The sequence below is a fragment of the Clostridium sp. NSJ-49 genome, assembly GCF_014287725.1.
GTDB classification, from domain to species: domain Bacteria; phylum Bacillota; class Clostridia; order Clostridiales; family Clostridiaceae; genus Clostridium; species Clostridium disporicum_B.
In genome coordinates, this window is sequence record NZ_JACOOP010000011.1 from 40,355 (window position 1) to 61,410 (window position 21,056).

Annotated in this window: 28 protein-coding genes and 2 pseudogenes; 26 read left to right on the plus strand and 4 right to left on the minus strand. The window is 28.2% G+C overall.

Annotated features, from left to right (window positions below):
• The first annotated feature begins 10 nt into the window (after positions 1-10).
• The 6 genes from H8S10_RS05750 to H8S10_RS05775 all read left to right on the plus strand — a co-directional run bounded on the left by H8S10_RS05750 (position 11) and on the right by H8S10_RS05775 (position 6,639).
• Complete coding sequence (locus H8S10_RS05750) at positions 11-1,435, plus strand: VWA domain-containing protein (protein WP_186838215.1); 1,425 nt, start codon at positions 11-13, stop codon at positions 1,433-1,435.
• 9 nt (positions 1,436-1,444) lie between these two features.
• Positions 1,445-2,278 carry an FHA domain-containing protein gene (locus tag H8S10_RS05755; protein ID WP_186838216.1) on the plus strand — a complete coding sequence of 278 codons (834 nt, stop codon included), beginning with the start codon at positions 1,445-1,447 and terminating at the stop codon, positions 2,276-2,278.
• Between the two features lies 1 nt (position 2,279).
• Positions 2,280-3,377 carry a protein kinase gene (locus tag H8S10_RS05760; RefSeq protein ID WP_186838217.1) on the plus strand — a complete coding sequence of 366 codons (1,098 nt, stop codon included), beginning with the start codon at positions 2,280-2,282 and terminating at the stop codon, positions 3,375-3,377.
• A 27-nt stretch (positions 3,378-3,404) separates the two neighbouring features.
• Positions 3,405-5,132, plus strand: a complete 1,728-nt coding sequence (locus tag H8S10_RS05765) for a CFI-box-CTERM domain-containing protein (protein ID WP_186838218.1) — start codon at positions 3,405-3,407, stop codon at positions 5,130-5,132.
• 95 nt (positions 5,133-5,227) lie between these two features.
• Complete coding sequence (locus H8S10_RS05770; protein ID WP_186838219.1) at positions 5,228-5,836, plus strand: glycosyltransferase family 2 protein; 609 nt, start codon at positions 5,228-5,230, stop codon at positions 5,834-5,836.
• Between the two features lie 398 nt (positions 5,837-6,234).
• Positions 6,235-6,639 (plus strand): hypothetical protein, encoded by a 405-nt coding sequence (locus tag H8S10_RS05775; RefSeq protein WP_055262871.1) that lies wholly within the window; start codon positions 6,235-6,237, stop codon positions 6,637-6,639.
• Positions 6,640-6,663: 24 nt separating this feature from the next.
• Here the strand turns inward: H8S10_RS05775 and H8S10_RS05780 are convergent, their stop codons facing one another.
• Positions 6,664-7,191 (minus strand): hypothetical protein, encoded by a 528-nt coding sequence (locus tag H8S10_RS05780; protein WP_186838220.1) that lies wholly within the window; start codon positions 7,189-7,191, stop codon positions 6,664-6,666.
• 226 nt (positions 7,192-7,417) lie between these two features.
• On the opposite strand from H8S10_RS05780, the gene H8S10_RS05785 reads away from it, so the two are divergent.
• The 3 genes from H8S10_RS05785 to H8S10_RS05795 all read left to right on the plus strand — a co-directional run bounded on the left by H8S10_RS05785 (position 7,418) and on the right by H8S10_RS05795 (position 10,492).
• Positions 7,418-7,855 (plus strand): hypothetical protein, encoded by a 438-nt coding sequence (locus tag H8S10_RS05785; RefSeq protein ID WP_055262875.1) that lies wholly within the window; start codon positions 7,418-7,420, stop codon positions 7,853-7,855.
• 149 nt (positions 7,856-8,004) lie between these two features.
• Complete coding sequence (locus H8S10_RS05790) at positions 8,005-8,844, plus strand: glycerophosphodiester phosphodiesterase family protein (protein WP_186838221.1); 840 nt, start codon at positions 8,005-8,007, stop codon at positions 8,842-8,844.
• 142 nt (positions 8,845-8,986) lie between these two features.
• Complete coding sequence (locus tag H8S10_RS05795) at positions 8,987-10,492, plus strand: carboxypeptidase M32 (RefSeq protein ID WP_186838222.1); 1,506 nt, start codon at positions 8,987-8,989, stop codon at positions 10,490-10,492.
• A 57-nt stretch (positions 10,493-10,549) separates the two neighbouring features.
• Here H8S10_RS05795 and H8S10_RS05800 read toward each other — a convergent pair.
• A pseudogene (locus tag H8S10_RS05800) lies at positions 10,550-11,965 on the minus strand (spore germination protein).
• 116 nt (positions 11,966-12,081) lie between these two features.
• On the opposite strand from H8S10_RS05800, the pseudogene H8S10_RS05805 reads away from it, so the two are divergent.
• Positions 12,082-12,402 (plus strand): annotated as a pseudogene (locus tag H8S10_RS05805) (aminoacyl-tRNA deacylase); the annotation flags it as partial.
• A gap of 30 nt (positions 12,403-12,432) precedes the next feature.
• Here the strand turns inward: H8S10_RS05805 and H8S10_RS18065 are convergent.
• Complete coding sequence (locus tag H8S10_RS18065) at positions 12,433-13,935, minus strand: recombinase family protein (protein ID WP_186838267.1); 1,503 nt, start codon at positions 13,933-13,935, stop codon at positions 12,433-12,435.
• A gap of 79 nt (positions 13,936-14,014) precedes the next feature.
• A complete protein-coding gene (locus H8S10_RS05815) occupies positions 14,015-14,392 on the minus strand; it encodes a helix-turn-helix transcriptional regulator (protein ID WP_186838224.1) in 378 nt (125 codons plus the stop codon).
• Positions 14,393-14,547: 155 nt separating this feature from the next.
• On the opposite strand from H8S10_RS05815, the gene H8S10_RS05820 reads away from it, so the two are divergent.
• The 16 genes from H8S10_RS05820 (at position 14,548) to H8S10_RS05895 (ending at position 21,054) form a co-directional block, all read left to right on the plus strand.
• Complete coding sequence (locus H8S10_RS05820) at positions 14,548-14,688, plus strand: hypothetical protein (RefSeq protein WP_186838225.1); 141 nt, start codon at positions 14,548-14,550, stop codon at positions 14,686-14,688.
• Positions 14,689-14,705: 17 nt separating this feature from the next.
• Positions 14,706-14,915, plus strand: coding sequence for a hypothetical protein (locus tag H8S10_RS05825; RefSeq protein WP_186838226.1), 210 nt, complete (start codon positions 14,706-14,708; stop codon positions 14,913-14,915).
• Between the two features lie 373 nt (positions 14,916-15,288).
• The gene (locus tag H8S10_RS05830; RefSeq protein ID WP_186838227.1) at positions 15,289-15,489 is read left to right on the plus strand and encodes a hypothetical protein; all 201 of its coding nucleotides are present in this window, start codon (positions 15,289-15,291) and stop codon (positions 15,487-15,489) included.
• Positions 15,486-15,845 carry a hypothetical protein gene (locus tag H8S10_RS05835; RefSeq protein ID WP_186838228.1) on the plus strand — a complete coding sequence of 120 codons (360 nt, stop codon included), beginning with the start codon at positions 15,486-15,488 and terminating at the stop codon, positions 15,843-15,845. The genes H8S10_RS05830 and H8S10_RS05835 overlap by 4 nt, the downstream gene beginning before the upstream one ends.
• Entirely contained in the window at positions 15,838-16,218 is a 381-nt protein-coding gene (locus H8S10_RS05840) for a hypothetical protein (RefSeq protein WP_186838229.1), read from the plus strand. Before H8S10_RS05835 ends, H8S10_RS05840 begins: the two co-directional genes overlap by 8 nt.
• Positions 16,219-16,223: 5 nt before the next feature.
• Positions 16,224-16,391, plus strand: a complete 168-nt coding sequence (locus H8S10_RS05845; RefSeq protein ID WP_186838230.1) for a hypothetical protein — start codon at positions 16,224-16,226, stop codon at positions 16,389-16,391.
• A 40-nt stretch (positions 16,392-16,431) separates the two neighbouring features.
• Positions 16,432-16,617, plus strand: coding sequence for a hypothetical protein (locus H8S10_RS05850; RefSeq protein WP_186838231.1), 186 nt, complete (start codon positions 16,432-16,434; stop codon positions 16,615-16,617).
• 512 nt (positions 16,618-17,129) lie between these two features.
• A complete protein-coding gene (locus tag H8S10_RS05855; RefSeq protein WP_186838232.1) occupies positions 17,130-17,981 on the plus strand; it encodes a hypothetical protein in 852 nt (283 codons plus the stop codon).
• Positions 17,982-17,989: 8 nt separating this feature from the next.
• On the plus strand, positions 17,990-18,445 hold the full coding sequence (locus tag H8S10_RS05860) for a hypothetical protein (protein WP_186838233.1): 456 nt from the start codon (positions 17,990-17,992) through the stop codon (positions 18,443-18,445).
• The gene (locus H8S10_RS05865; protein WP_186838234.1) at positions 18,446-18,802 is read left to right on the plus strand and encodes a VRR-NUC domain-containing protein; all 357 of its coding nucleotides are present in this window, start codon (positions 18,446-18,448) and stop codon (positions 18,800-18,802) included. It begins immediately after the preceding gene.
• 1 nt (position 18,803) lies between these two features.
• Positions 18,804-19,190, plus strand: a complete 387-nt coding sequence (locus tag H8S10_RS05870) for a Cas9 inhibitor AcrIIA9 family protein (protein WP_186838235.1) — start codon at positions 18,804-18,806, stop codon at positions 19,188-19,190.
• A gap of 14 nt (positions 19,191-19,204) precedes the next feature.
• Complete coding sequence (locus tag H8S10_RS05875) at positions 19,205-20,086, plus strand: DUF3102 domain-containing protein (RefSeq protein ID WP_186838236.1); 882 nt, start codon at positions 19,205-19,207, stop codon at positions 20,084-20,086.
• 14 nt (positions 20,087-20,100) lie between these two features.
• On the plus strand, positions 20,101-20,253 hold the full coding sequence (locus H8S10_RS05880; protein ID WP_186838237.1) for a hypothetical protein: 153 nt from the start codon (positions 20,101-20,103) through the stop codon (positions 20,251-20,253).
• 7 nt (positions 20,254-20,260) lie between these two features.
• A complete protein-coding gene (locus tag H8S10_RS05885) occupies positions 20,261-20,647 on the plus strand; it encodes a YopX family protein (RefSeq protein WP_186838238.1) in 387 nt (128 codons plus the stop codon).
• Entirely contained in the window at positions 20,640-20,780 is a 141-nt protein-coding gene (locus H8S10_RS05890; protein WP_186838239.1) for a hypothetical protein, read from the plus strand. The genes H8S10_RS05885 and H8S10_RS05890 overlap by 8 nt, the downstream gene beginning before the upstream one ends.
• Positions 20,773-21,054 carry a hypothetical protein gene (locus tag H8S10_RS05895; RefSeq protein WP_186838240.1) on the plus strand — a complete coding sequence of 94 codons (282 nt, stop codon included), beginning with the start codon at positions 20,773-20,775 and terminating at the stop codon, positions 21,052-21,054. The genes H8S10_RS05890 and H8S10_RS05895 overlap by 8 nt, the downstream gene beginning before the upstream one ends.
• The last annotated feature ends 2 nt before the right edge of the window (positions 21,055-21,056 follow it).

Here is a 21,056-nt window from a genome sequence, read left to right on the forward strand (position 1 = left end):
GAGGAGTAAAATGGCTGGAGAATTAGTATTAGAAACTAAGATAAGCGATCCTTATATACTTTGTGATGATAAAGAGCATGTAGTAAAGGCTTGTTTATCAGTTTATGCAAGTGACGAAGTAAAAGAAAGGCTTGAAGGGGAAAAACAAATTAATAATGGTGTTGACCTATGTCTTCTTATCGATGTTAGTGGATCAATGTTTAAAATAGTTGGAGGTGAAACTACTCCTACAGGAAAGAAGCAAATAATTGATGGAGTTAAATATAATATAGTTACTGGAGGCACTACAAAGCTTGATATAGCACTAGAAGCAGTAAATAAGGTTGTTGAGCTTTTAAGACCAACAGATAATGTTACAGTAATAGCGTATGATGATACTCCACATATAATAGTACAAAACTTACCAGGGTCTGATAAAGAAAGAATAACTGAAGCTTTAGAAAAATGCAAAGATTATAGTGGAAATACAAATATATCTGAAGCTCTAAAGTTAGGTAGACTTATATTAAATAACAATAATAATGGAAAGATAAAAAAAATGATATTTATGACTGATGGTGTACCTTATGGAGATACTGAAGAAGCTGGTATAAGACAAGCTAAACTAATAGCTGAAACTGGTATATCAATAGATTGCTTAGGTTTTGGAGGAAGTGATGTAAACTTTGCATTTTTAGAAAAGCTAGCTAAGCCATCAAATGGTAGAACAGAACTTATAAATGAACCAGAAGAAGCTAGGGATATGTTTACAGAACTATTTGAAAATTCTACAGAGGTTATAATTACTAATGCTAAATTAGAATTAACATTCCCTAAATATGTTAGAGTAACAGAACATTATAAGGGAACTCCTGAGGTGGCATATTTAGGAAAAGTTATTCTTGATAAAGAAAGAAAAGCTACTGTAAATTTAGTTAATATAGAAAGAAATCAAGAATACAAATTCTATTTTTTAATGACTATACCAGGAAGAAGTAGCGGTGATTCATCTTTAGAAATAATGAGTGCTAAGCTTGAATATTATATACCTAAGCTTTATGGAAATAGAAATTTCTTTATAGTGAGAAATGTAAGTGTGGATGTAGGAGATAATACAAGTTTAGTAGAAAAAGATGGTGAAGTAGAAAGAGGCTATTATGAAGCTGAAATTAAAAAGCTAGAAGATGAAGCAAATATTGCAAGAGAAAGAAATGATTATAATACAGCGATAAAAAGATATGAATGGATAATAAATAGATATGAAGAGCTAGGAAATGCATTAGCTGTAAATCAGTATAGAGCTTTAATAGACGAATTCAGAGAGAATGGCACAATATCTATTCAAGCTATAAATAATGCGGGGAAAACTAGTACAAGACCAGTAAACTCTGCGACAACTACTATAAAAATAGATTTTCCTACAAATGCAACATTAAGACGTAGGAGAAATAGATAGGAGGGTAATATGAGAAAGAAAGTATGTCCAAGGCCTCAATGTGCAAAGGAATATTTAGAAGGTGAAGGATTTGATGATCTTACTGTATGTAAGCTTTGTGGAGCTCCTTTAGAAGATGTATTTGTAGATGATTATGACATAGAGGAACAAAGCGATGAATTTGAAGAAAATACTGACTATGAAACTGAGGACGTTATATGTGAAGATGATATGAGTTATGAAGAAGATATTGTAGACGATAATGATATAGAAGATACTGAAGAAACCTTTGAAGATAGAAATTGTTTTATAGATATAGACATTGTTGATGATAAACTTAAAAGCGAAGTAATACTTGCTGAAGAGGATGTTGATTCAGATGAAAATGATGATGAAAATATTGAAGAGAATGAAGCAGAGGATATAGTTATTACTGAAGCTAATGAAGAAGACGAAGAGGAAGAAGATGAACTCGAAAATACTGAAGAAGTAAACCCTTATGAAAATATAAAAGGTAATAATCTTATTCTTTATAAAGATAATGAAATCTTTAAAGTTTATGAATTAAAATATGATGAAACAATAATCGGAAGAAATAGCTCTGAATTTACACCTGATATTGATTTACAAGAAGTAGATAATGAAAATGCAATTAGTAGAAAGCATTTGCTTGTATATAAAGAGGACGATAAATATTATGTAAGAAATCTTTCTAAAAAGTGCTCAGTTCATATTAAAAGATATGATGAAGATGAGCCTAAGGTGTTATCTTTTAATGAATCTGTAGTTATAGAAGATGGAGATTTTATAGTTTTAAGTGGAAAATTTATTTTAGAAGCTTACTTTAACGAAGTGGAGGAATAAAATGATGTGGACCACAAAAAGCTCTAAGATACCTAACATTCAAATTTTTGTAAATGAGAACGGTGAAGAGGTGGTTTCTCCTATTAAAATAGGCGGAAGATATACAGTATATGATATCTTATCTGTCTCAGGAGGATTTGGAGTAATTCTAAAAGCTAAAGACACAAGACTTGGAGATAGAACTGTATTAGTTAAAGCAAGAAGATATGATAAAGAAAATGGATTGTTTTCATATGAAAAAGATAGAAGCAGAATTGATAGAATCGAGAAAATAAGAAAAGTAACTAGATTTGAATATAATTGCTTAATTGATTTTAAAACCTTAGGAGAAGGCAGGATACCAAACGTAAATGATATAGTTGAGGATTTTTGCCCAAGCATTTATGGTCCACATTTATCTACAGATGGAAAAGTATTTGTTTGTACTGACTACGTTGCATACAATGAACCTTATATAATTATGCAGATGATAAATGGTATTAATCTCGGTGAGTATTTAAAATCAGGTATAAGGAATATTATGCTTTCTAGAAATTATAAGTTTTATAAAAGCTGGGAGAGGGATGTATTACAATACTCCCTCCAACTAGCTACAATATTAGGTGGTTTTCATAAAAAAGATAAAGAAAATTATAATAGGTATTATATTTATCAAGATTTAAAACCTGAAAATATAATTATTACTGATGATTTATTCCTTACACTTTTAGATTTTGGCGCTATGACCATGGTTATTGAAGATAATCAAGGTAATGCTAGGAGTAATATTGAAGGATGTGGATCAGCAGGAGTTGGTACATGGGGATATAAAGCTCCAGAAATGAATAATCCATCTAAGCTTGCTAAACTTGATAGAAGGGTAGATATCTATTCTTTAGGGGCGACTATGTATCATATGTTAACCGGTGAAAATTTATCGTTAACGCTTAAAGATGAATATGGAAGAATTCCTGTAGATAATCTTAAAAAGTTTAGCTGTACTGAGTATACATACAATATAGTTAAAAAGTGTACAGAGTATAATGCTAATGAAAGATATAATGATATGATAGAAGTCAAAAATGATATTTATAAATCATTTATGTCTATAAGAGGATAAAATAATCATGTTTTAAGGGAGGGGAAAATGAGGTACAGATTTGGGAGCAAAGGAGAAATTTTTATAAACTCAACAAATTGTAATTTACAGAATAGATGGGTAGTGATTTCTCCAAGTAAAATGGAAGAAATATGTACTGGCAATTGGAGATGGTTTTACTCTATATGCAATAGAAAAGATGAAAGAACAAACCTTTCTTTAGGATATGATGACAATATATGCAAACCAGTAATAATTAAAACTGTTGAGTATAGGTCAAATGATTTAAAAGATGAAATAAGTATTAGAAAAAGAAGAAGTGTATTAATTGAACAAATAAATATACTTAATGATTTAGCATCACCTCTATTACCAGAACCTTTAGATTGGTTTTATGTTAAGAATACTTACGATAAAAATATGAGTGAAAATATGAGAAATGAAGAGCCGATACTTGTATTAGACTTTGAACAAGCTTCAACTTTAACAGATGAAATTAATAAGCATAGCTTTAGATATAGAAATTACAATGGAGTAGCTACAACTAAAATAGATTCTTCTAAAATAGCTCGATTAGGGCTTTCAATACTTTATTTTTTAAAGTTATTAAAAGATAAAAATTATGCATACTTAGCATTAAGCCCAGAGCATATTTTACTATTAAAAGATTATGTACCTAGGTTTGTTGGGCTAGGTAGGATTTGCAAAATGAAAAATGGTCACCTTGATTCAAATCATATTAATTTCGGACGTACATTATTAGGTTATTCAGCTCCAGAGCTTAATGATATAAATAATAATTGGGGAGAGTTTGCATCATCAGAAGAAGTAGGCGCATTTTCACTAGGTGTTATTTTACATCAAATAATAATTGAATCTGATAGTTTTAAAGAAGGTACATTAAAGAATGGGTCTTTTATTTATCCTAATGGAGTAACTGATAGTATTATAAAAAAGCAAAGTAACGGAAAGGTGTTACATAGATTAATATCTGGATTATGTGATCATGACGTTAGTACTAGATTAGTAGATTATGATTATATCGAGGAAATTTTAAAGAGTATAGATTTAGGTGAAGGAAAAGAAATCATCAATAAAAATGGAGTGATTAAAGAGTATAATACAGAATTAGCTACAGGTAAAATAATAGATAGTAATGGAAAAGAATTTAAATTCTATAAAAATGCTGTAGACAAAAATCTTGTAAGTAAATTGGAGCCTGGAAGAACAGTTATATTTTCAAGAGTTGAACATGATGATTTAACATATATATCAGAAATTAAAGATACTATAAGTGTATCTTCTTTCAAACGTATAACACAAATCGATGATAATGAGATAGTATCAAATAATGTATCTAAAAATACTTATCCTAATAAGCCTAAAAAAGATGGATGGTGTTTTATATCAACAGCAGCATACGGAACTACTGTTGCTCCTAAATTAGACTTGCTTAGATGGTATAGAGATAATGTTCTTATAAAAAATAAGATTGGAAAAGCCTCATTAGAGTTTTATTTCAGATATAGTCCAAAGATAGCTAATAAGCTAAGAGGGATGAAGGTACGTAAATATATAGTAAAAACTATAATTGACCTTGAAGCAAAGCTTATTAAAATTATTCAAAGATTATCGAATAAGAATATGTTGTATTATATTTTTTCAGTATTAATTTTTATAATTTATCTTTTTGTATTTCTTTTAGCTTATATATTTGTTCTTCCAGAAAGGATTCTTAATATTACCACAACAACCTCTAACGGAGAAAATGAATAAAAGTTAAAAATATATTGAAAAACATTAAATTTTTTCAATATTGAATCATATAGTAAAAGGAATAGAACTTTTGTTAAAACGTGGGGGATAAGAAAATGAGTAATTCAAACTTTAGTAGAAATATAGGAATTTTGATGAGTTTAATAATAATAGCTTTAGGTCTTCTATACATGTGTAGTACTTTTGGATCTAAAGCTTATTTTACGTTAAGTTCTTATTTAGTAATACTATTATTATATATAGTAATCAAGAAGGTTATTTCTTTTTCTTATAAATCTAGAGATTATGATTTGTTGCAGTATTCTGTATCAGTAGTGATAGTAGTGGAAGGGGAAGATTCAGAAGCTTTAGTTAGACTAGTTAAAAATTTGCTAAATCAAGACTATCCATTAAAAGAGATATTAATCATAAATATAAATAGTAAAAATTTAAATATATATTATATGGCTAAAAAGATACGTAAACAAATTGAGCTATTTAAAGAAAGTGGAATAAAAGGTGAAATTGATTTAGGTGATATAAAGAGTTGCCCTGAAATTATAATTAAAAAAACATCTAGAAATGAAGACAAAAGTAGTGCAGAAACATGGGGATTTACTAGAAGCACTGGAGATATAGTATTAATATGTAACACTAATAGTATTATTGATAATGATGGAATAAAGGAATTAATTAAGTCTGTTGAAGATTCATTTGCTTCTTAGGTAAAAAGGTTTTAGAAGTGTTATATAAGTGCAACTTCTTTAAGCATATATGCTTTTTATATAGAAAATAAAGCTCTGAATAAAGAGCTTATTTTTTTATAAGTAATTTTGAAAGTTTAATTCAGTAACAGCCATTTACTTTAAAAGAATAATGATAAAATAGGATATTTAATATAGTAGTATATTTGGAAAATAAATCTTTGATGTAATAAATATTATAGCGACTAAACAAATTAAAAAAATACATATTATAAGTTAATAATATAACAAAAAATATGTATTGAATATACAAGAGTTGGAATATATTACTATAATGATTGTGATAAAATTCGACATAGGTTTTAAGCTGTTTATTATATAATTATATTGTAAAAACAGTACGAAAGGTGATGGGGGAAATGGAAAGAGCTGAAGTATTAAGAAAATTGGCTGATGAGGCGGTAAATTTAATAAAGGAATTTAGAGAAGAAGCGTGTGTTTTAGGAGAAAACCCACTTTGTGATGTTTTAGTTAATGAATCAAATGATATAGTAATTTTTGAAAATGGAATAAAGGAACCTATAGAATATAGCTTAAGTGAAATAAGTTATATTTTTGAAGATGATATTGAGGGATTTAACAATTGTGGTAGTAACTTTAATGAAGGTATAGAATTAGCATTAAGAGAAGCAAGATTGGAATATGATAAGTTAAATAAAGAAGAATTTTCAAATTACATAGGTAGAATTATATACGCTCAATTCAGATGTGAAGAAATTTATAATAGTTTATTAGAAATAGAAAGCATAACAAGAAGTTTATAATAGATAGAAAAAGAAGTGCAGCTCTTATTTAGCTGGCACTTCTTTTATTTTAATATTTTTTGGTAATGATGTTTTGAATTCCTTTATTAGAGATTTAGGATCTTCTGTTTTTATTTTTATTGTGTGAAGAAAATCCTTTGTAGAAATTGAAAGTTCATACAAATTATCTTTATTTTCTGGCTTCAATAAAACATTTTTTATTTCACTAAACTCAACATAGAAATTTTTAATTATTAAAAAATTATCGAATATGTAGAACTTTGAACTTGATAATTTTATTAAAAAATAAACTAGTATATCTATTAAAATCATTGGTATTAGTAATAATACAAAAGTTTTGTTGAATAAGGAATATATACCAAATGCTATTGTAGCAATAACTAATACTATTGCAGCAAGATAAGTTGTATATGAGCTAACATTTAATACAACTTTTATTTTGTCCTTATTTTTTCTTACTTGTTTATAGTATGATGAAAATAAAATAGTAAAATAATATGTTGGAACACCTATAAAAAGAATAGTAAATAAAATTGATATAAAAGTATTCATCGATTTCTCCTTTAAAATTATATATTTATTAAAATCATAGCAAAGAGTATTTTACAATATTGTATAAAATTTATCAAATATTAAAAAATAGGAATATAAAGATTTATTCTCGATATTTGGACATATTTAGGTTAAATTGTAGCGTTATTTAAATATAATAAAAAACTATTTATAATTAAATAAAAAAAATAATAGAGGAAATAATATTTTTTAGGAGGTGTTTTGAATGGATGGAAACATAGAAATTTTAAATTTTATATACCAAAACTCTGAGATGGGTACTGAAACAATAAAACATCTTATTGATATTACTGAGAAATCTACAAATGAAGAATTTAAAAATATTTTGTACTCTCAATACAATGAATATAATAAAATATTTAAAGATTCTGAGAAGATGATAAAAGATAGAGGACATGACCCAAAAGATATTAATAAGTTTCAAAAAATCACAACATATATTATGATAAATATGAAAACTTTAACTGATAAAAGTCCATCACATCTTTCAGAAATGCTTATTCAAGGAAGCACCATGGGAGTAATTGATGCAACTAAGAGAATTAACCAATATGATGATGCAGATAAAGATGTTTTAGAATTAGCAAATAAATTGTTAGATTTTGAAAAAGATAATCAAGAAGAATGGAAAAAATTCTTATAATCATACATGGAACTATAGATACTAATAAATTAAATTTATTTAGTAGATATAGTTCTCTTTATTTATTCATATAAATTTATTAATAAGTAATAAATAAGTTGGATAATAAATGGAAAAAGATATATAATTTATAGATGGGTGATGATTGAATGTATGAGAATTTTGGAAAAATAATAGTAACAGTTGGATTAGATATAGTTATTTTACTTGTAATATATATCTTTCTTATATATGGAGATAAGAAGGATGTAGAGGAGACAGAATGGTTGACAAGTACTAAATTTGCACATAGAGGGTTGTATTCTAACGACCAAGTAATACCAGAAAATTCATTAGAAGCTTTTAATAACGCCATTAAAAACAATTATGGTATTGAATTAGATGTTGCTTTTACTAAGGATAAGAAAACAGTAGTATTTCATGATGATAACTTATTAAGGATGACAGGTTTAAATAAAAAAATAAGTGATTGCACATTAGAGGAACTACAAAACTTAACATTAGCTGATACAGAGTATAAAATTCCTACTTTTAGTGAGGTACTTAGTTTAGTAGATGGAAAAGTTCCTTTAATAATTGAAATAAAATCAAATAGTGATAGAGATGGTTTGTGTAAAGCTGTGGAAAACGAGCTTAAAAAATATAAAGGTAATTTTTGTATTGAATCTTTTGATCCTTTAATACTGAGCAGAATAAAAAAGAATATGCCAGAAGTAATAAGAGGACAACTTTCAATGAAGTTTCCTAAAGAAAATAAATCTCCGAAAACACTTAAAATAGTCCTAGAATACTTATTATTAAATTGTAAAAGTAGACCTCATTTTATAGCATATAATTGGATAGATTCAGATAATCTTTCTCTAAAAATTTTAAGAAAATTAGGAATTATAACTATTGCTTGGACTGTTAATTCTGAAAAGGCTTTGGAAGTAAGTAGTGAAAAGTTCGACACGATAATCTTTGAGCATTGTGAACCAATGAATTACTAAATTTTAAATATAAATTAGCTTAAATAAAAAGGACTAGATACAGTCCTTTATTTTTATATAAAATTTGGTTATAATAAAATGGGGAAATTTAACAGAAAATTTATTCTTGCTAAATGCAATAAATAAAAATAGGAGGATGAAAATGAATTTAGAAAAGAAGTTTGAAGAGGTTAAGGAGTATATTGGAGAAGTTGAATATCTAACACATGCAATGGTGTTAGTTGATTGGGATACAAGAACTAATATGCCTATAAAAGCAGGAGAATCAAGAAGTAAGGTATTAGAATATTTATCAGGTCAGTTATTTAATATGACTACATCACCAAAGGTTAAGACATTTATAGAAGAGTTAACGCCATATAAAAATGAGATGTCTTTAGTTCAAAGAAGAATTCTTGAAGAGCTTGAAAGAAATTATAATGAAATTATGAAAATACCTGAAGATAGATATGTGGCTTCTGTTGGAGCTACAAGTAGAGCTCAAATTGCATGGGAAAAGGCTAAAGAGGCAAATGATTATGAAAGCTTTAAACCATACCTTCAGAATGTTATTGATTTTTCTAGAGAATTTATTGGGTATTGGGGATACGAAGGTGATAAATATAATACATTATTAGATAAATATGAAAAAGGACTTACAGTTGAAAAGTTAGATAAAATATTTAGTGAGTTAAGAGATGGAATAGTAGAGATATTAGAAAACATCAAGAAAAGTGATAAGAAAATAAGTACAGATATACTAAATGGTAATTTCGATGTAAATAAGCAAAAGGAGTTATCATTGTGTGTACTTGAAAAAATGGGATTTGATTTAGAAGCAGGAAGATTAGATGTAAGTGTCCATCCATTCACAACAAATATGGGAAACAAGGATGTAAGATTAACTACTAATTATCATAAGGATAGATTTGCTTCAGCATTATTTAGTACAATTCACGAAGGTGGACATGGGATTTATGAACAAAATATTAGTGATGATTTAGAGAATACAGGATTAAACGCTGGGGTTTCAATGGCTATTCATGAATCACAATCAAGATTTTATGAGAATATAATAGGAAGAAGCAAAGAGTTCACTTCATATTTATTGAATTTATCTAGAAAATATTTTGAAGAATTTAAGGACGTTACTGCAGAAGAGTTTTATGAAGCAATGAATAAAGTAGAGCCTTCATTTATTAGAACAGAAGCTGATGAATTAACTTATTCACTTCATATAATTATTAGATATGAATTAGAAAAAGATTTGATAAATGGAAGAATAACATTAGATCAACTTCCAAGTGAATGGAACAAGAAGTATAAAGAATACTTAGGTGTTGAATCGACAAGCGATTCTGTTGGGGTTTTACAAGATGTTCATTGGTCTGCATCATTATTTGGATACTTTCCTAGCTATGCATTAGGTAATCTTTATGGAGCACAAATTTATTATACGCTTTTAAAAGAAGAACCTAAAATAATGGAAGACATTGCAGAGGGGAATCTTAATAATCTACATTCTTGGTTAAAAGAAAATATTCATAAATATGGAAGTATTTATTCGCCAGCTGAGATAATTAAAAGAGTAACTGGAGATGAGTTAAACCCACAATATTTCATTAAGTATTTAAAGGATAAGTATTATGAAATATACAATATTAAATAAATAATAAAAAAGCTCTATTAAACCATAAAATTGTAAAGCGGTTTAATAGAGCTTTTATTATCTTTTCTCAATTTGTTTTCTAGTTCTGAAAAGTACCTTTTTCAAAGCTTTCCAATTAAAAGGTATAAGTGGGTATAAATACTTTTCACCAGTTACTGTCTTAGTTGTAAATAGAATTATTAAATTAAATACTAATCCTGCTATAAATCCCCAAGCACCGAACAATCCAGTAGTTATAAGTAGGAGGATACGATTAAATTTTAATGCAAATCCTAGTTCAATGCTAGGTTGAACAAAACTAGTTAGCGCTACTATTGACATATAAAGGATAGTTTGAGGGGTAAACCATCCAGTTTGAACTGTATAATCACCTAAAATTAATCCACCTATAATTGAAAGTGAAGTACCTAGAGAGTTAGGAGTATTAAGTGATGCTAGTTTCAATCCATCTATAGCAATTTATGCTATAAGAAATTGTATGAATATTGGTATTATATAAGGGTCTTTCGGCAATAGAAAGCTTAATTTTCCAACTAACCACTGAGAATTATCTGTTAATAGCACATAAACTGGAGTTAAGAATATATTTACAAAAAGTACAAGATATCTTAACATTTTTAGATAATTTCCTGTAATTACAGGTAGATAATAATCATCGATAGATTGGAAAAAATCAAAAATACTGCCAGGCAATATTAGCGCAGAAGGTGTATTATCGATTAATATAACGATTTTACCTTCGATAATTTCAGCAGCTACTACATCAGGTCTTTCTGTATATCTTGCTTTAGGAAATGGATTTAATCGACTTTTAGGCATTAATACCTCAAGTAAACTTTCATCTCCTAAAGTTAAAGCTTTAATTTTTAAGCCTTCTATTAATTCTTTAACCTTATTTAATGTTTTTTTATCTACTTTACTTTCTAGATATCCGATTGCTACATCCGTTTGAGATATTTGACCTATAGTATGCATTTCAAATATAAACTTAGGATCTCTAATCCTTCTTCTGATTAAGGCAGTATTAAATACTATAGTTTCCACAAAACCATCATGAGAACCACGTAAAACCTTCTCTTTATCTGGCTCATCAACACCTCTAGAAGGATATGTTCTATAATCAAGAATAAGAGCTTCATTAAAGCTTTCACATAGCATAGCTGTTTGACCAGATAAAACAGCTTTAACGATGCTGTCTATATCAGTATCTGTAGAAGCTTCTATAGAGCTTAAAGCTTTTTCTATAAGCTCTTGGGCAGAAGATATACTTTTAAAGTCTTCTTTTTTAAGATTGTACATATCTCTTCTTACATATTCCATATTAGTATCTTTTACAAAGCCATCAAGATAATAACAATAGAATTTTGTGTTATGTACATCGATTATTCTTTCAAGAACATCAAATGTTTTTCCTACTTGTAATTCTTTTTGTAGTAGTTCAACATTTTTCTTAAAATTATTTGTTAATTTCATTTTTAGCTCCTTATCTATAAAAATAATACATTTAGTTTTAACTTTTTTTGAAGCTTATATACTAATTTTGTAGTAAAATAAATAGAAGATAATTTAAAGGTGAGGTGTTGTTACATATGACTAAAACAAATGCTATGAGAATTTTAGATAAAAATAAGATTAAATATGAAGTAATAGAATACGATATATCTGATGGAAAAATCGATGGAGTATCTGTTGCTGAAAAGACAAATCAAGATGTTAAAGAAGTGTATAAAACATTAGTAACACAGGGCAATACTAAAACGATTTATGTATTTGTTATACCAGTAAATGAAGAATTAAATCTTAAGAAAGCAGCAAAAGTATGTGGTGAAAAGAAAATAGATATGATACATGTAAATGATATTCTGAAACTAACAGGATATATTAGGGGTGGCTGTCCTACACTTTCAATTTAAACCAAAAAAATAACGAACAAAAGTCCGTTATTTGAATGAGAATTCAAATGTATCCTTTAAAGGATCATAAGTTACTTCTTTAAATATATTCATACAAGCAGCTCTTTTTTCTTCTACTGTCATATCATCATTAAATTTAGTAATGTTATAGAAAACAAAATCATGATTATTATTTATGCTTTCTAGTTCTTGCATTTCCAATGAAAGAATTTCACTCTTAACGTTAGATTTTTCTTTAACTAGGGATTCTATTTTATTAATAAATATAACAGAAGCTTCATTACTAAGTAGCGAAAGTTTATCAGTAAGATTATTAATATTTTTATCAATAGATTTAATTTTCTTTTCTAATGATGAAATTAGTTTTTTATTATCAATAGAATGTACATTGTATGCAGAATTAAAATTATTTATATCTTTTAGAGAGTAGATTAATTCTGAAATTCTAACTTCCAAATAATCTTTTTTGACTCTTTTAGTATTAGTACAAGTTTTTAATTTCCCTTTTAGCATATCCCTACACATATAATAATCTGTTGTAGATTCGTATATTTTTTCAGTACCATCTTTTTTATAATATTTAGTTTTGGTATTTTTAGTATGACCACAATAAGTCTTTCCGCAACATTTACAATGTAGAGTTTTGGTTAACCAATACTTTTCACTAAATCTATTACCTTCACGAGAAATATTCTCATCCATTTGTTTGTTAATAGCTACCCAAATTTCAGGATCAATCAATCCTGGAATATTACTAACTACAGCATATTTAGAATCTTTATCATTATAAGTTAAGTAAGAGGTTTTTAAGTTTTCTTCGCCTATTACAGTATAGCCTTTATGTTTTAAATATAAGCTAACACTTTCGGAACTTTTAACATAAATAGGTTTTCTGAATGCACTAGCTAATGTAGTGCCACTAAAAGTATGCTTATGCTTTTCTTTAGCGTAAGTAATTATTTCTGAATTTAAGGAGTTATGATATTTCATATTAAAAATATCAGTAATTAATTCCGCATTAGAAATTTCAAGACCACCATTCTCCCCATTAATAAATCCGGTAGGAGCACTACCACCAGTCCAACGACCCTTTTTAGCAATAGAAAGCATATTATCAGATACTCTTTGTTGAATATTACTTCTTTCCATTTCAGCAAATGAAGCAAGTAATGTTAACATCATTTTGCCCATTTGAGTATTTGGATCAAAACCTTCACTTACCGAAATAAGTTCTACATTTTTATCTTTAAACTTTTCTAATGTATTTAAAAAATCTAAAGTATTTCTTGCTATTCTATCAATCTTATAACAAATTACAATATCTAATTGGTTAAGCTCTATAAGTTTAAGCATTTTTTGAAAAGCTGGTCTATTAGTATTTCCACCACTAAAGCCTTCATCTTCAAAAATTTCAAACTTAGCGTTATTATATTTTCTCAATATATAGTCTTTACATAGATTAATTTGAGTTTCTATAGAAACAGAGCCTTCAACAAAAACAGATTTCCTACAATAAATTGCAACTCTAATTTAAATCACCTCATTTTATATATATTAATATTACTTTATTACTTTGCAATGCATTTAATATTATAAATAAAAAAGAGGATTAAACCTCTTTTTTATCTGATAGTCTTTTGCAAAGATTCAAAATCAAATCTAAATCTTGTTCGTTGTCAATTTGTGAGAGAATATTGATTAGGTTCTTTAATTTTGGATTATCACTTGCAGCTATATGGCCTATTAGAAAAGCGAATTCTTCCTCAGCAGATAGCTGCTTATACATTTCACCTTCTCCGGTAAGTAACCAATCTTTATTTATATTGAAAATTTCGCATAAATAGTTAAGGAAAATTGGCTTAGGTTCTACACGTCCGCTTTCAAAACTACTAATAACATCTCTACTAACACTAAGTTTATCACCAAACTTAGTTTGTGTAAGTTTTTCAGCTTTTCTTATTTCTTTAATTCTTTCAGATAAAAGCATTAAAACACCTCCTATAATAATAATACAACATTAAAATGTGGAAGTAAACACAAAAAAATAAAAAAGAAAAGAAGAAAAATGCTAAAATGTGTTGACAGAAACAAAAAGAGGTAATAAAATGTGGTTATAGAAACAATTATGAGAGGAGAAATGTTATGAGTAACACAAAGATGAATAAAATAAAAGAAATAGTAGGAGCCTGTGAAAAGATGAATGAAGCAGATTTAAGTTTCATTTTAGGCTATGCAACCGGAATAGCAATAAAATGTGAAAGCATAAAAGTAAAAAGTAATTAACTAAAGCGGGGATAGATATGTCAAAAAAGAAAAAAGAAAAAGAATATGATCCTAATCTTCCAAAGCCAAAGTTAGAGTGGAGGGATGGAAAACCATTTGTAACTGATGGCTGGATTATGGGGAGTAGAGTAATAATAAAAGAACAACCTTCTATAGAAACTATTAAATATGTAAATAAGTTATTTGCTGACCAAGCTAGGAAGATTAAAAATAAAACAGTTGTTTAAGAGGTATAGTTGAATAACCTTAAATTAATAAACTTAACATAAGAATAAATTAGTATAAGAAATATAGCTTTGTTATACATAGTTTTCTAATAAGTGGTAAAAAACTTATAAAATATTAATTTAAAAGGAGAATTGAGCTATATATACAGTGATATTAATACTTCCAAGTGATATGGAAACGTTATAGGAAAAGTTTGCAGATGTTATGGCTGATATAGTTGCTAGTAAATTAACGCATGATGAGTTAGGTGAATATATAAAGAGATTAGAAGAAGATTCTAGAGATGAGTTATAACAAAAGATGGACAGGCTGAATAGCCTTAAATTAAATAGATATACATAATGAAACTTATATAAAGGGGGAAGAGAATAAGTGGATATAAGTATTTATAGCAATGGTATTACCATTGAAGGAAATAGCTTAAAGAAGAGTACTAGAAGAAACTATGTGACATTAGAAAAAGATGGCCAGTTTATAGCACTTATAAATATAAAGGACTATAGGTTACTTTATGCAGGTGTTATGCCTAAGAAATGTAAATATTATAAGTTAATAAGAAAGGAGGACTTATGACTAGAGAAAAAGCATTAAAAATATTAAAGGAAGAGCAAAGAAGTTTTAAATGCCTTCAAGAAGTATCAAAAGACAAAGCTACTAGAGAGCATTTCAAAGAAAAAGTACAAGCTTATGAGTTTGCGATAAATCAATTAGAATTTTCACCACCTAAAGTTGTTATTAATGAATTTTTAGATAGTGAAAAGCTTTGGAGAATAAGAGTTAAAGTAGATGATGAACTTATACCAAATGAAAATATTGACTTTATAAGTGATAGAGACAGTAAAGAGAATGGCCAAGTATTTAGAAAAAAGAAAGGCTTTAAAAATATTATACAAAGATGGTTAAAGAAAGGAAGTAAGTGTAATGGATAAAAAAGAATTAAGAGAAAGAATAGTAGAGTTAATTAAAGCAAGCAAGACATTAGATGCATATGAGACAAAAAATGGAGACACAGAAGCGTTAGAGTATGCACTTAATTGTGTGGATTATTATGAGAAGGAATTAGCTAGTCAAGGATATGAAAAAGATAAGAATAAAGATGAGAAAGAAAGAGATGTTACTCAAATTATTAAAGAGAGCATATCAGAATTGAAGAAGAAAAGAGAGTCAGCACCAACTTCAGTAGAAAAGGTTGCTATAAGTAGAGAGATAAGAAAGAGTGTGGAGTTAATTCATAAGATAACAGTAGAGCGTACTTGGAGTGAATTAGAAGTTAAGAAAAGTACTAAAAAAATTGAAGAGTAAAAGTTATGAGTAGCAGCATACAAGAACAGTTACTAAAAGCGATAAATGATTATGGAATAAGTGACAGAAGAACTATTATGTTAAGTCAACAAAGAGATAAAGAGATAGCTGTAGAGCAAGAAAGGATATATAACCAATGGCTACAGAGCAGATTAGTAAAGAGACTAAATTAACATTAATGCAAAATAGTAATGCTATAAGGAAGAGTAAGAAGTGGGAAAAGAAATAAGGAGACTACTACTTATAAATAAGATATCAGAAGAACTAATGAGTAGAGAAAACTTAAACAAAAGAGATGCAGTATCTAAAGCTAAAGAAATGATTAAAGCAGGAAAAATCAATATAGAAAATGGACAAGTATATAATGATGCAACTGGAGATGTGTTTATTGATCTTTAGAAAAAAGGAAAAGGCATATCAATGATTAAGATATGCCTTTTCACAGAATGCGTAACTTGGGAATTGTGCTTATAAAAACTCAGTTCTATTAAATTATAAAGAAGAAAGTTTAACTATGTCAAGTGGTGAATATAAGAAAAAAGAACTCGCTTAATTTGGGTATTGTGTAAGCGAGTTCTCTAAAATAAATAAAAAGTGATTGATAATTAGAAATACACTAATATCAATAAAATTATATATTATCAATCAATAAAATGTCAAATTGTAACAAAAAAGCGAGACCATGCCTGACATATGTTTGGGGATAGCATGATCTCTGGAAAAAATATTAAAATAGAGCACTTGCAGAGGTGCTTTACAAGAAAATTATATATTGAAAATGAGAAAAAAGTCAAATTATGGCTTATTATTTTTTTATTTTTTTACAAAAATTTAACCTTTAAGACCCTTGTATTGAGTAATAAAATCTTACGTATTTTTAAATATAAATATAGAAAAGATGAGGACTAGAGATGAATAGAAAGAAGATAAGGAAACTATATGAAGATTATAGTTATGAAGAGATATATGATAAGCAAATAAAAAACTTAGAAGAGTTTGAAAACTTAAGAGTAGATAGAAATTATGTTTACATAGTAAAAACTATAACAAGTGGAAAGATTGTTGAAAAAGAAATATATCCAATATGGAAATGGAAGAGTAATAGTCCAAGGGGAGAGAAGAAAAAAACATCTAGTGAAAAGATTAAGAAGTTAAATAAAAATAATAAAGCTAAAAATACAGCTAGATTAGTAAATACAAATTTCACTGAAGAAGATTTATATATAACCTTATCATACAAAGGAAAAGCACCAACATTAGAGAGAGCTAAAAAAGATATGAGGAATTTTTTAGATAAGATTAAGCGTTGGTGGAAGAAGAATATGAAAGGTAAAGAGTTTAAATATCTTTATGTAATAGATTATGTAGATGATCCTGATAAAACTAAAAGAACTAGAATACATCATCATTTAATTATGAGTGGTATGGATATGGATGTAGTAAGAAGTAAATGGACTTTAGGAAGAAAAACAGTAGAGAGACTTCAAGCAGATGAAAAAGGGTTTGAAGGGGTAGCAACATATATGGCCAATCAAAGCAAAATAAATGTAAGTCATTCAAGAAATCTAAAGCAACCGACTATAACAAAGAGTAGAACCAATCTAAGTAATAGGAAGGCCGAAAAGTTTGCTGCAGATATTAATTGTCATAAAGAGTTCTTTGAAAATAAATATAGAGAACTATTTTTTATAGATTGTGAAGTATATAAGTCTGATGATTATCCAGGAGTATATATAAGAGCAAAAATGAGAAAGAAGGAGTGAGCTTAATTATGATTGATTACGATAGTTATATTACAGAAGAAGAGTATAAAATAGCTGAAGCCAACGGAATAGACAAGCGTACTTTAGAAGATAGAATAAGGAGACAGTCTTGGGATAAGAAAAGAGCTATAAGCCAGCCTAAAAGGGAAAGAGGAAAATATACAAAGTGGTATAAGATAGCTGAAAGTAATGGAATATCAAAAGGTACATTTATAGCTAGAGTAAATATAGGTGGTTGGGACTGTGAAAGGGCAGCAACAGAGCCTTTAAAAACTATTGAAGAAAAGGCAATTATTATGGCCAATAGAAGAAAAGTATATTCAGATGAAGTTTACGTTACTCTTGAAGCGAATGGAATATGTAGAAGTACTTTTGAAGCTAGACTACGTAGAGGCTGGCAAATAGAAAGAGCTATGACAGAAAAGATAGATATAAGACATAGCTGTCGAAAGGGGAGAAATTAAATGAGTGAAGCGCAAGAGCAAAGAGCATTATTTCAATGGGCAAGATTAGCAGAGCAAAAGTATCCAGAACTAAAGTTATTACATCATGTTCCTAATGGCGGAAAGAGAGATGCAAGAACTGCAGCAAACTTAAAGAAAGAAGGAGTTAAAGCAGGAGTTCCAGATATAGTATTACCAGTAGCAAGAGGTAATTATCATGGATTATATATAGAACTTAAAACTGAAAAAGGAACATTACAAAAATCACAAAAAGAATGGCTTAAGGCATTAGATGAAGAAGGATATGCAACTAAAGTTTGTCGTGGGTGGTTAGAAGCAAGAGAAGTTATAGAGAAGTATTTAGAAGGAGATAAGTAAGGTGATAGAAAAAGCTATCGAGAAAATAAAGCAAGAGATTAATAATCAAAAGAATAATTTATATGTTCAAGTAATTGGAGATTACTTACTGAAGCAAATAGAAATAAATAGAGATGCAGCAAAGAAAATATGCAGTGAAAGTAAAAGTATAGAAAAGAGTATTAAAGAAATAGAAAAAATAGCAAGGCAAGAAAGTAAGAGCAATACCTTAGTGCTATCAGATAATGGGATATATAAAATCATTAGAGATTACTACAACTTTGAAGCGGTTCAAGATAGATTTATAGGGTTGGAGCTAGAGGAAATATTCCAAGAGATAGATGGGGTAAGTAATAGCCAAACCAGTAAAACAGAAAAATTAAATATTGATATTAACGATTATATATAAGAAAGGGTAGTTTTATGAGTGAGATGGTAGTTAGAACACCAGAGATTATAGCAATAGAAATTAATAGTATAAAAGAGCAAACTAAAAATATTGTTCTTCACAATAGTATTGAAATAGGGAGAAAGCTAGTAGAAGCAAAAAGTTTATTACCTCATGGAGAGTGGGGGAAGTGGCTAGAAAAGTCAGTATCCTACAGCCAAAGAACAGCCAATGATTTAATGAGAATTTTTAATGAGTATGGCTCAAGTCAAATAACATTCTTAGGGGATAATTTAAACTCGCAAACGTATGCCAATTTAAGTTATAGTAATGCCTTAGCATTATTGGGATTACCATCAGATACAAGAGAAAAGTTTGTTGAAGATAATAATGTAGAGGATATGTCAGCAAGAGAATTAAAAAGAGCTATTGAAGAGTTAAAGAGAGCAGATAAAGAAAAGGAAAAGGCATTAAAAGAAAGAGATAAAGCTTTAGAACAAATAAGTTCTTTAGAAGAGACTAATAGAATACTTGAAGATACTTTTAATGAGGGAGCAGAGGAAAGAAATCTATTAGTAGAAAAAATAGCAGAATTAGAAAAAGAATTAGAGGATGTAAAATCAAGAAAAGTAGAATCAGAAGATATTGATTATATAGAAACTATGGAAGAGGTACAAGCTAAAATTGATAAAATACTTGAAGAAAAAGAAGAGTTAGAGAGAAAACTTAAAGCTACAGAGGATAAACAAAATGATAGTTCTGTAAAGTTTAAGATTTACTTCAAACAAGAGTTAGAAATATTCCAAAAGCTATTTGAGGAACTAGAAAATGTAAAGCAACAAGATGAAGAGGAATATTTAAAGCTAAAAAATGGATTAGAGAAATTCTTAAATTCAATGTTAGATAGATTAGTTTAGGGAGGTATAAGACAATGAAGAAATTAAAGAATTTAACATTAAGACAAAAGAAACTTTTAGAATCACAAGGACTAGAGCCGAATAATTATTTGCTAGAAAGGACTACAGCTGATGATTATGTATTCTATGAGAAAAGCACAGGAAAGTTAATACCTATTAGGAGGTAGTAGATTAATGTATCAAGGCAAATTTAAAATCTATGATGAGAAAGAAAAGAAGTTATTAAATGGGACAGGCTATAGCATAACGGGAGATGGAGAAGTACAGACATTTAATAAAGATGGAATACCAGAAGGAACAATAAATAATAGACATTTAAGGCCAATATTTTCTTCAGGAAAGAAAGATGTATCAGGAAGAGAAATATATGAGGGATTTATAGTAGATAGATTAGGGCAAATACCAGGAGATGAAGAAATAACAGGAATAGTTATTTTTACCGAGGGTGCTTGGTGGATAGAGAATAGGCAAGAGCAGAGAGCAGTACCATTATTTTCAGAAACTGCAATAGATAGAGTAATAGGAGATATCTACAGCAAAGGAGAGGCTATTAATGTTTAAAGATTTTGTAAAGACTTTATTTAGTAATAAATGTGGAAAGTGGTTTAAACATAAAATTGTTTATAAAAATGGATTTGGCTATAGATGCAAGTATTGCGATAAAACAAAGAAGAGGTGCAGAGAAAATGGATAATAAACTTAAAGGCTTTAAGAGATATGTGCATGATAAAAGTAAGATAAGTAGAAGAATAAAATTTTTGATGAAAGTGTCTAATAAGACAGAAGAAGATATAGTAAGAGAGATTAGAAGACGAGCATCAAATGAAGTTAAAAAGGTATGCATAATAGATATACATAGAATGTTAGAGATAACTTCAGGTTCAAGCCCTACATTTATAGAATCTCTTTTGATAGTACAAGCTCTTGGTAAAACTTTAGGAGATTTAACTTATCAAATAGGAGTATAGAA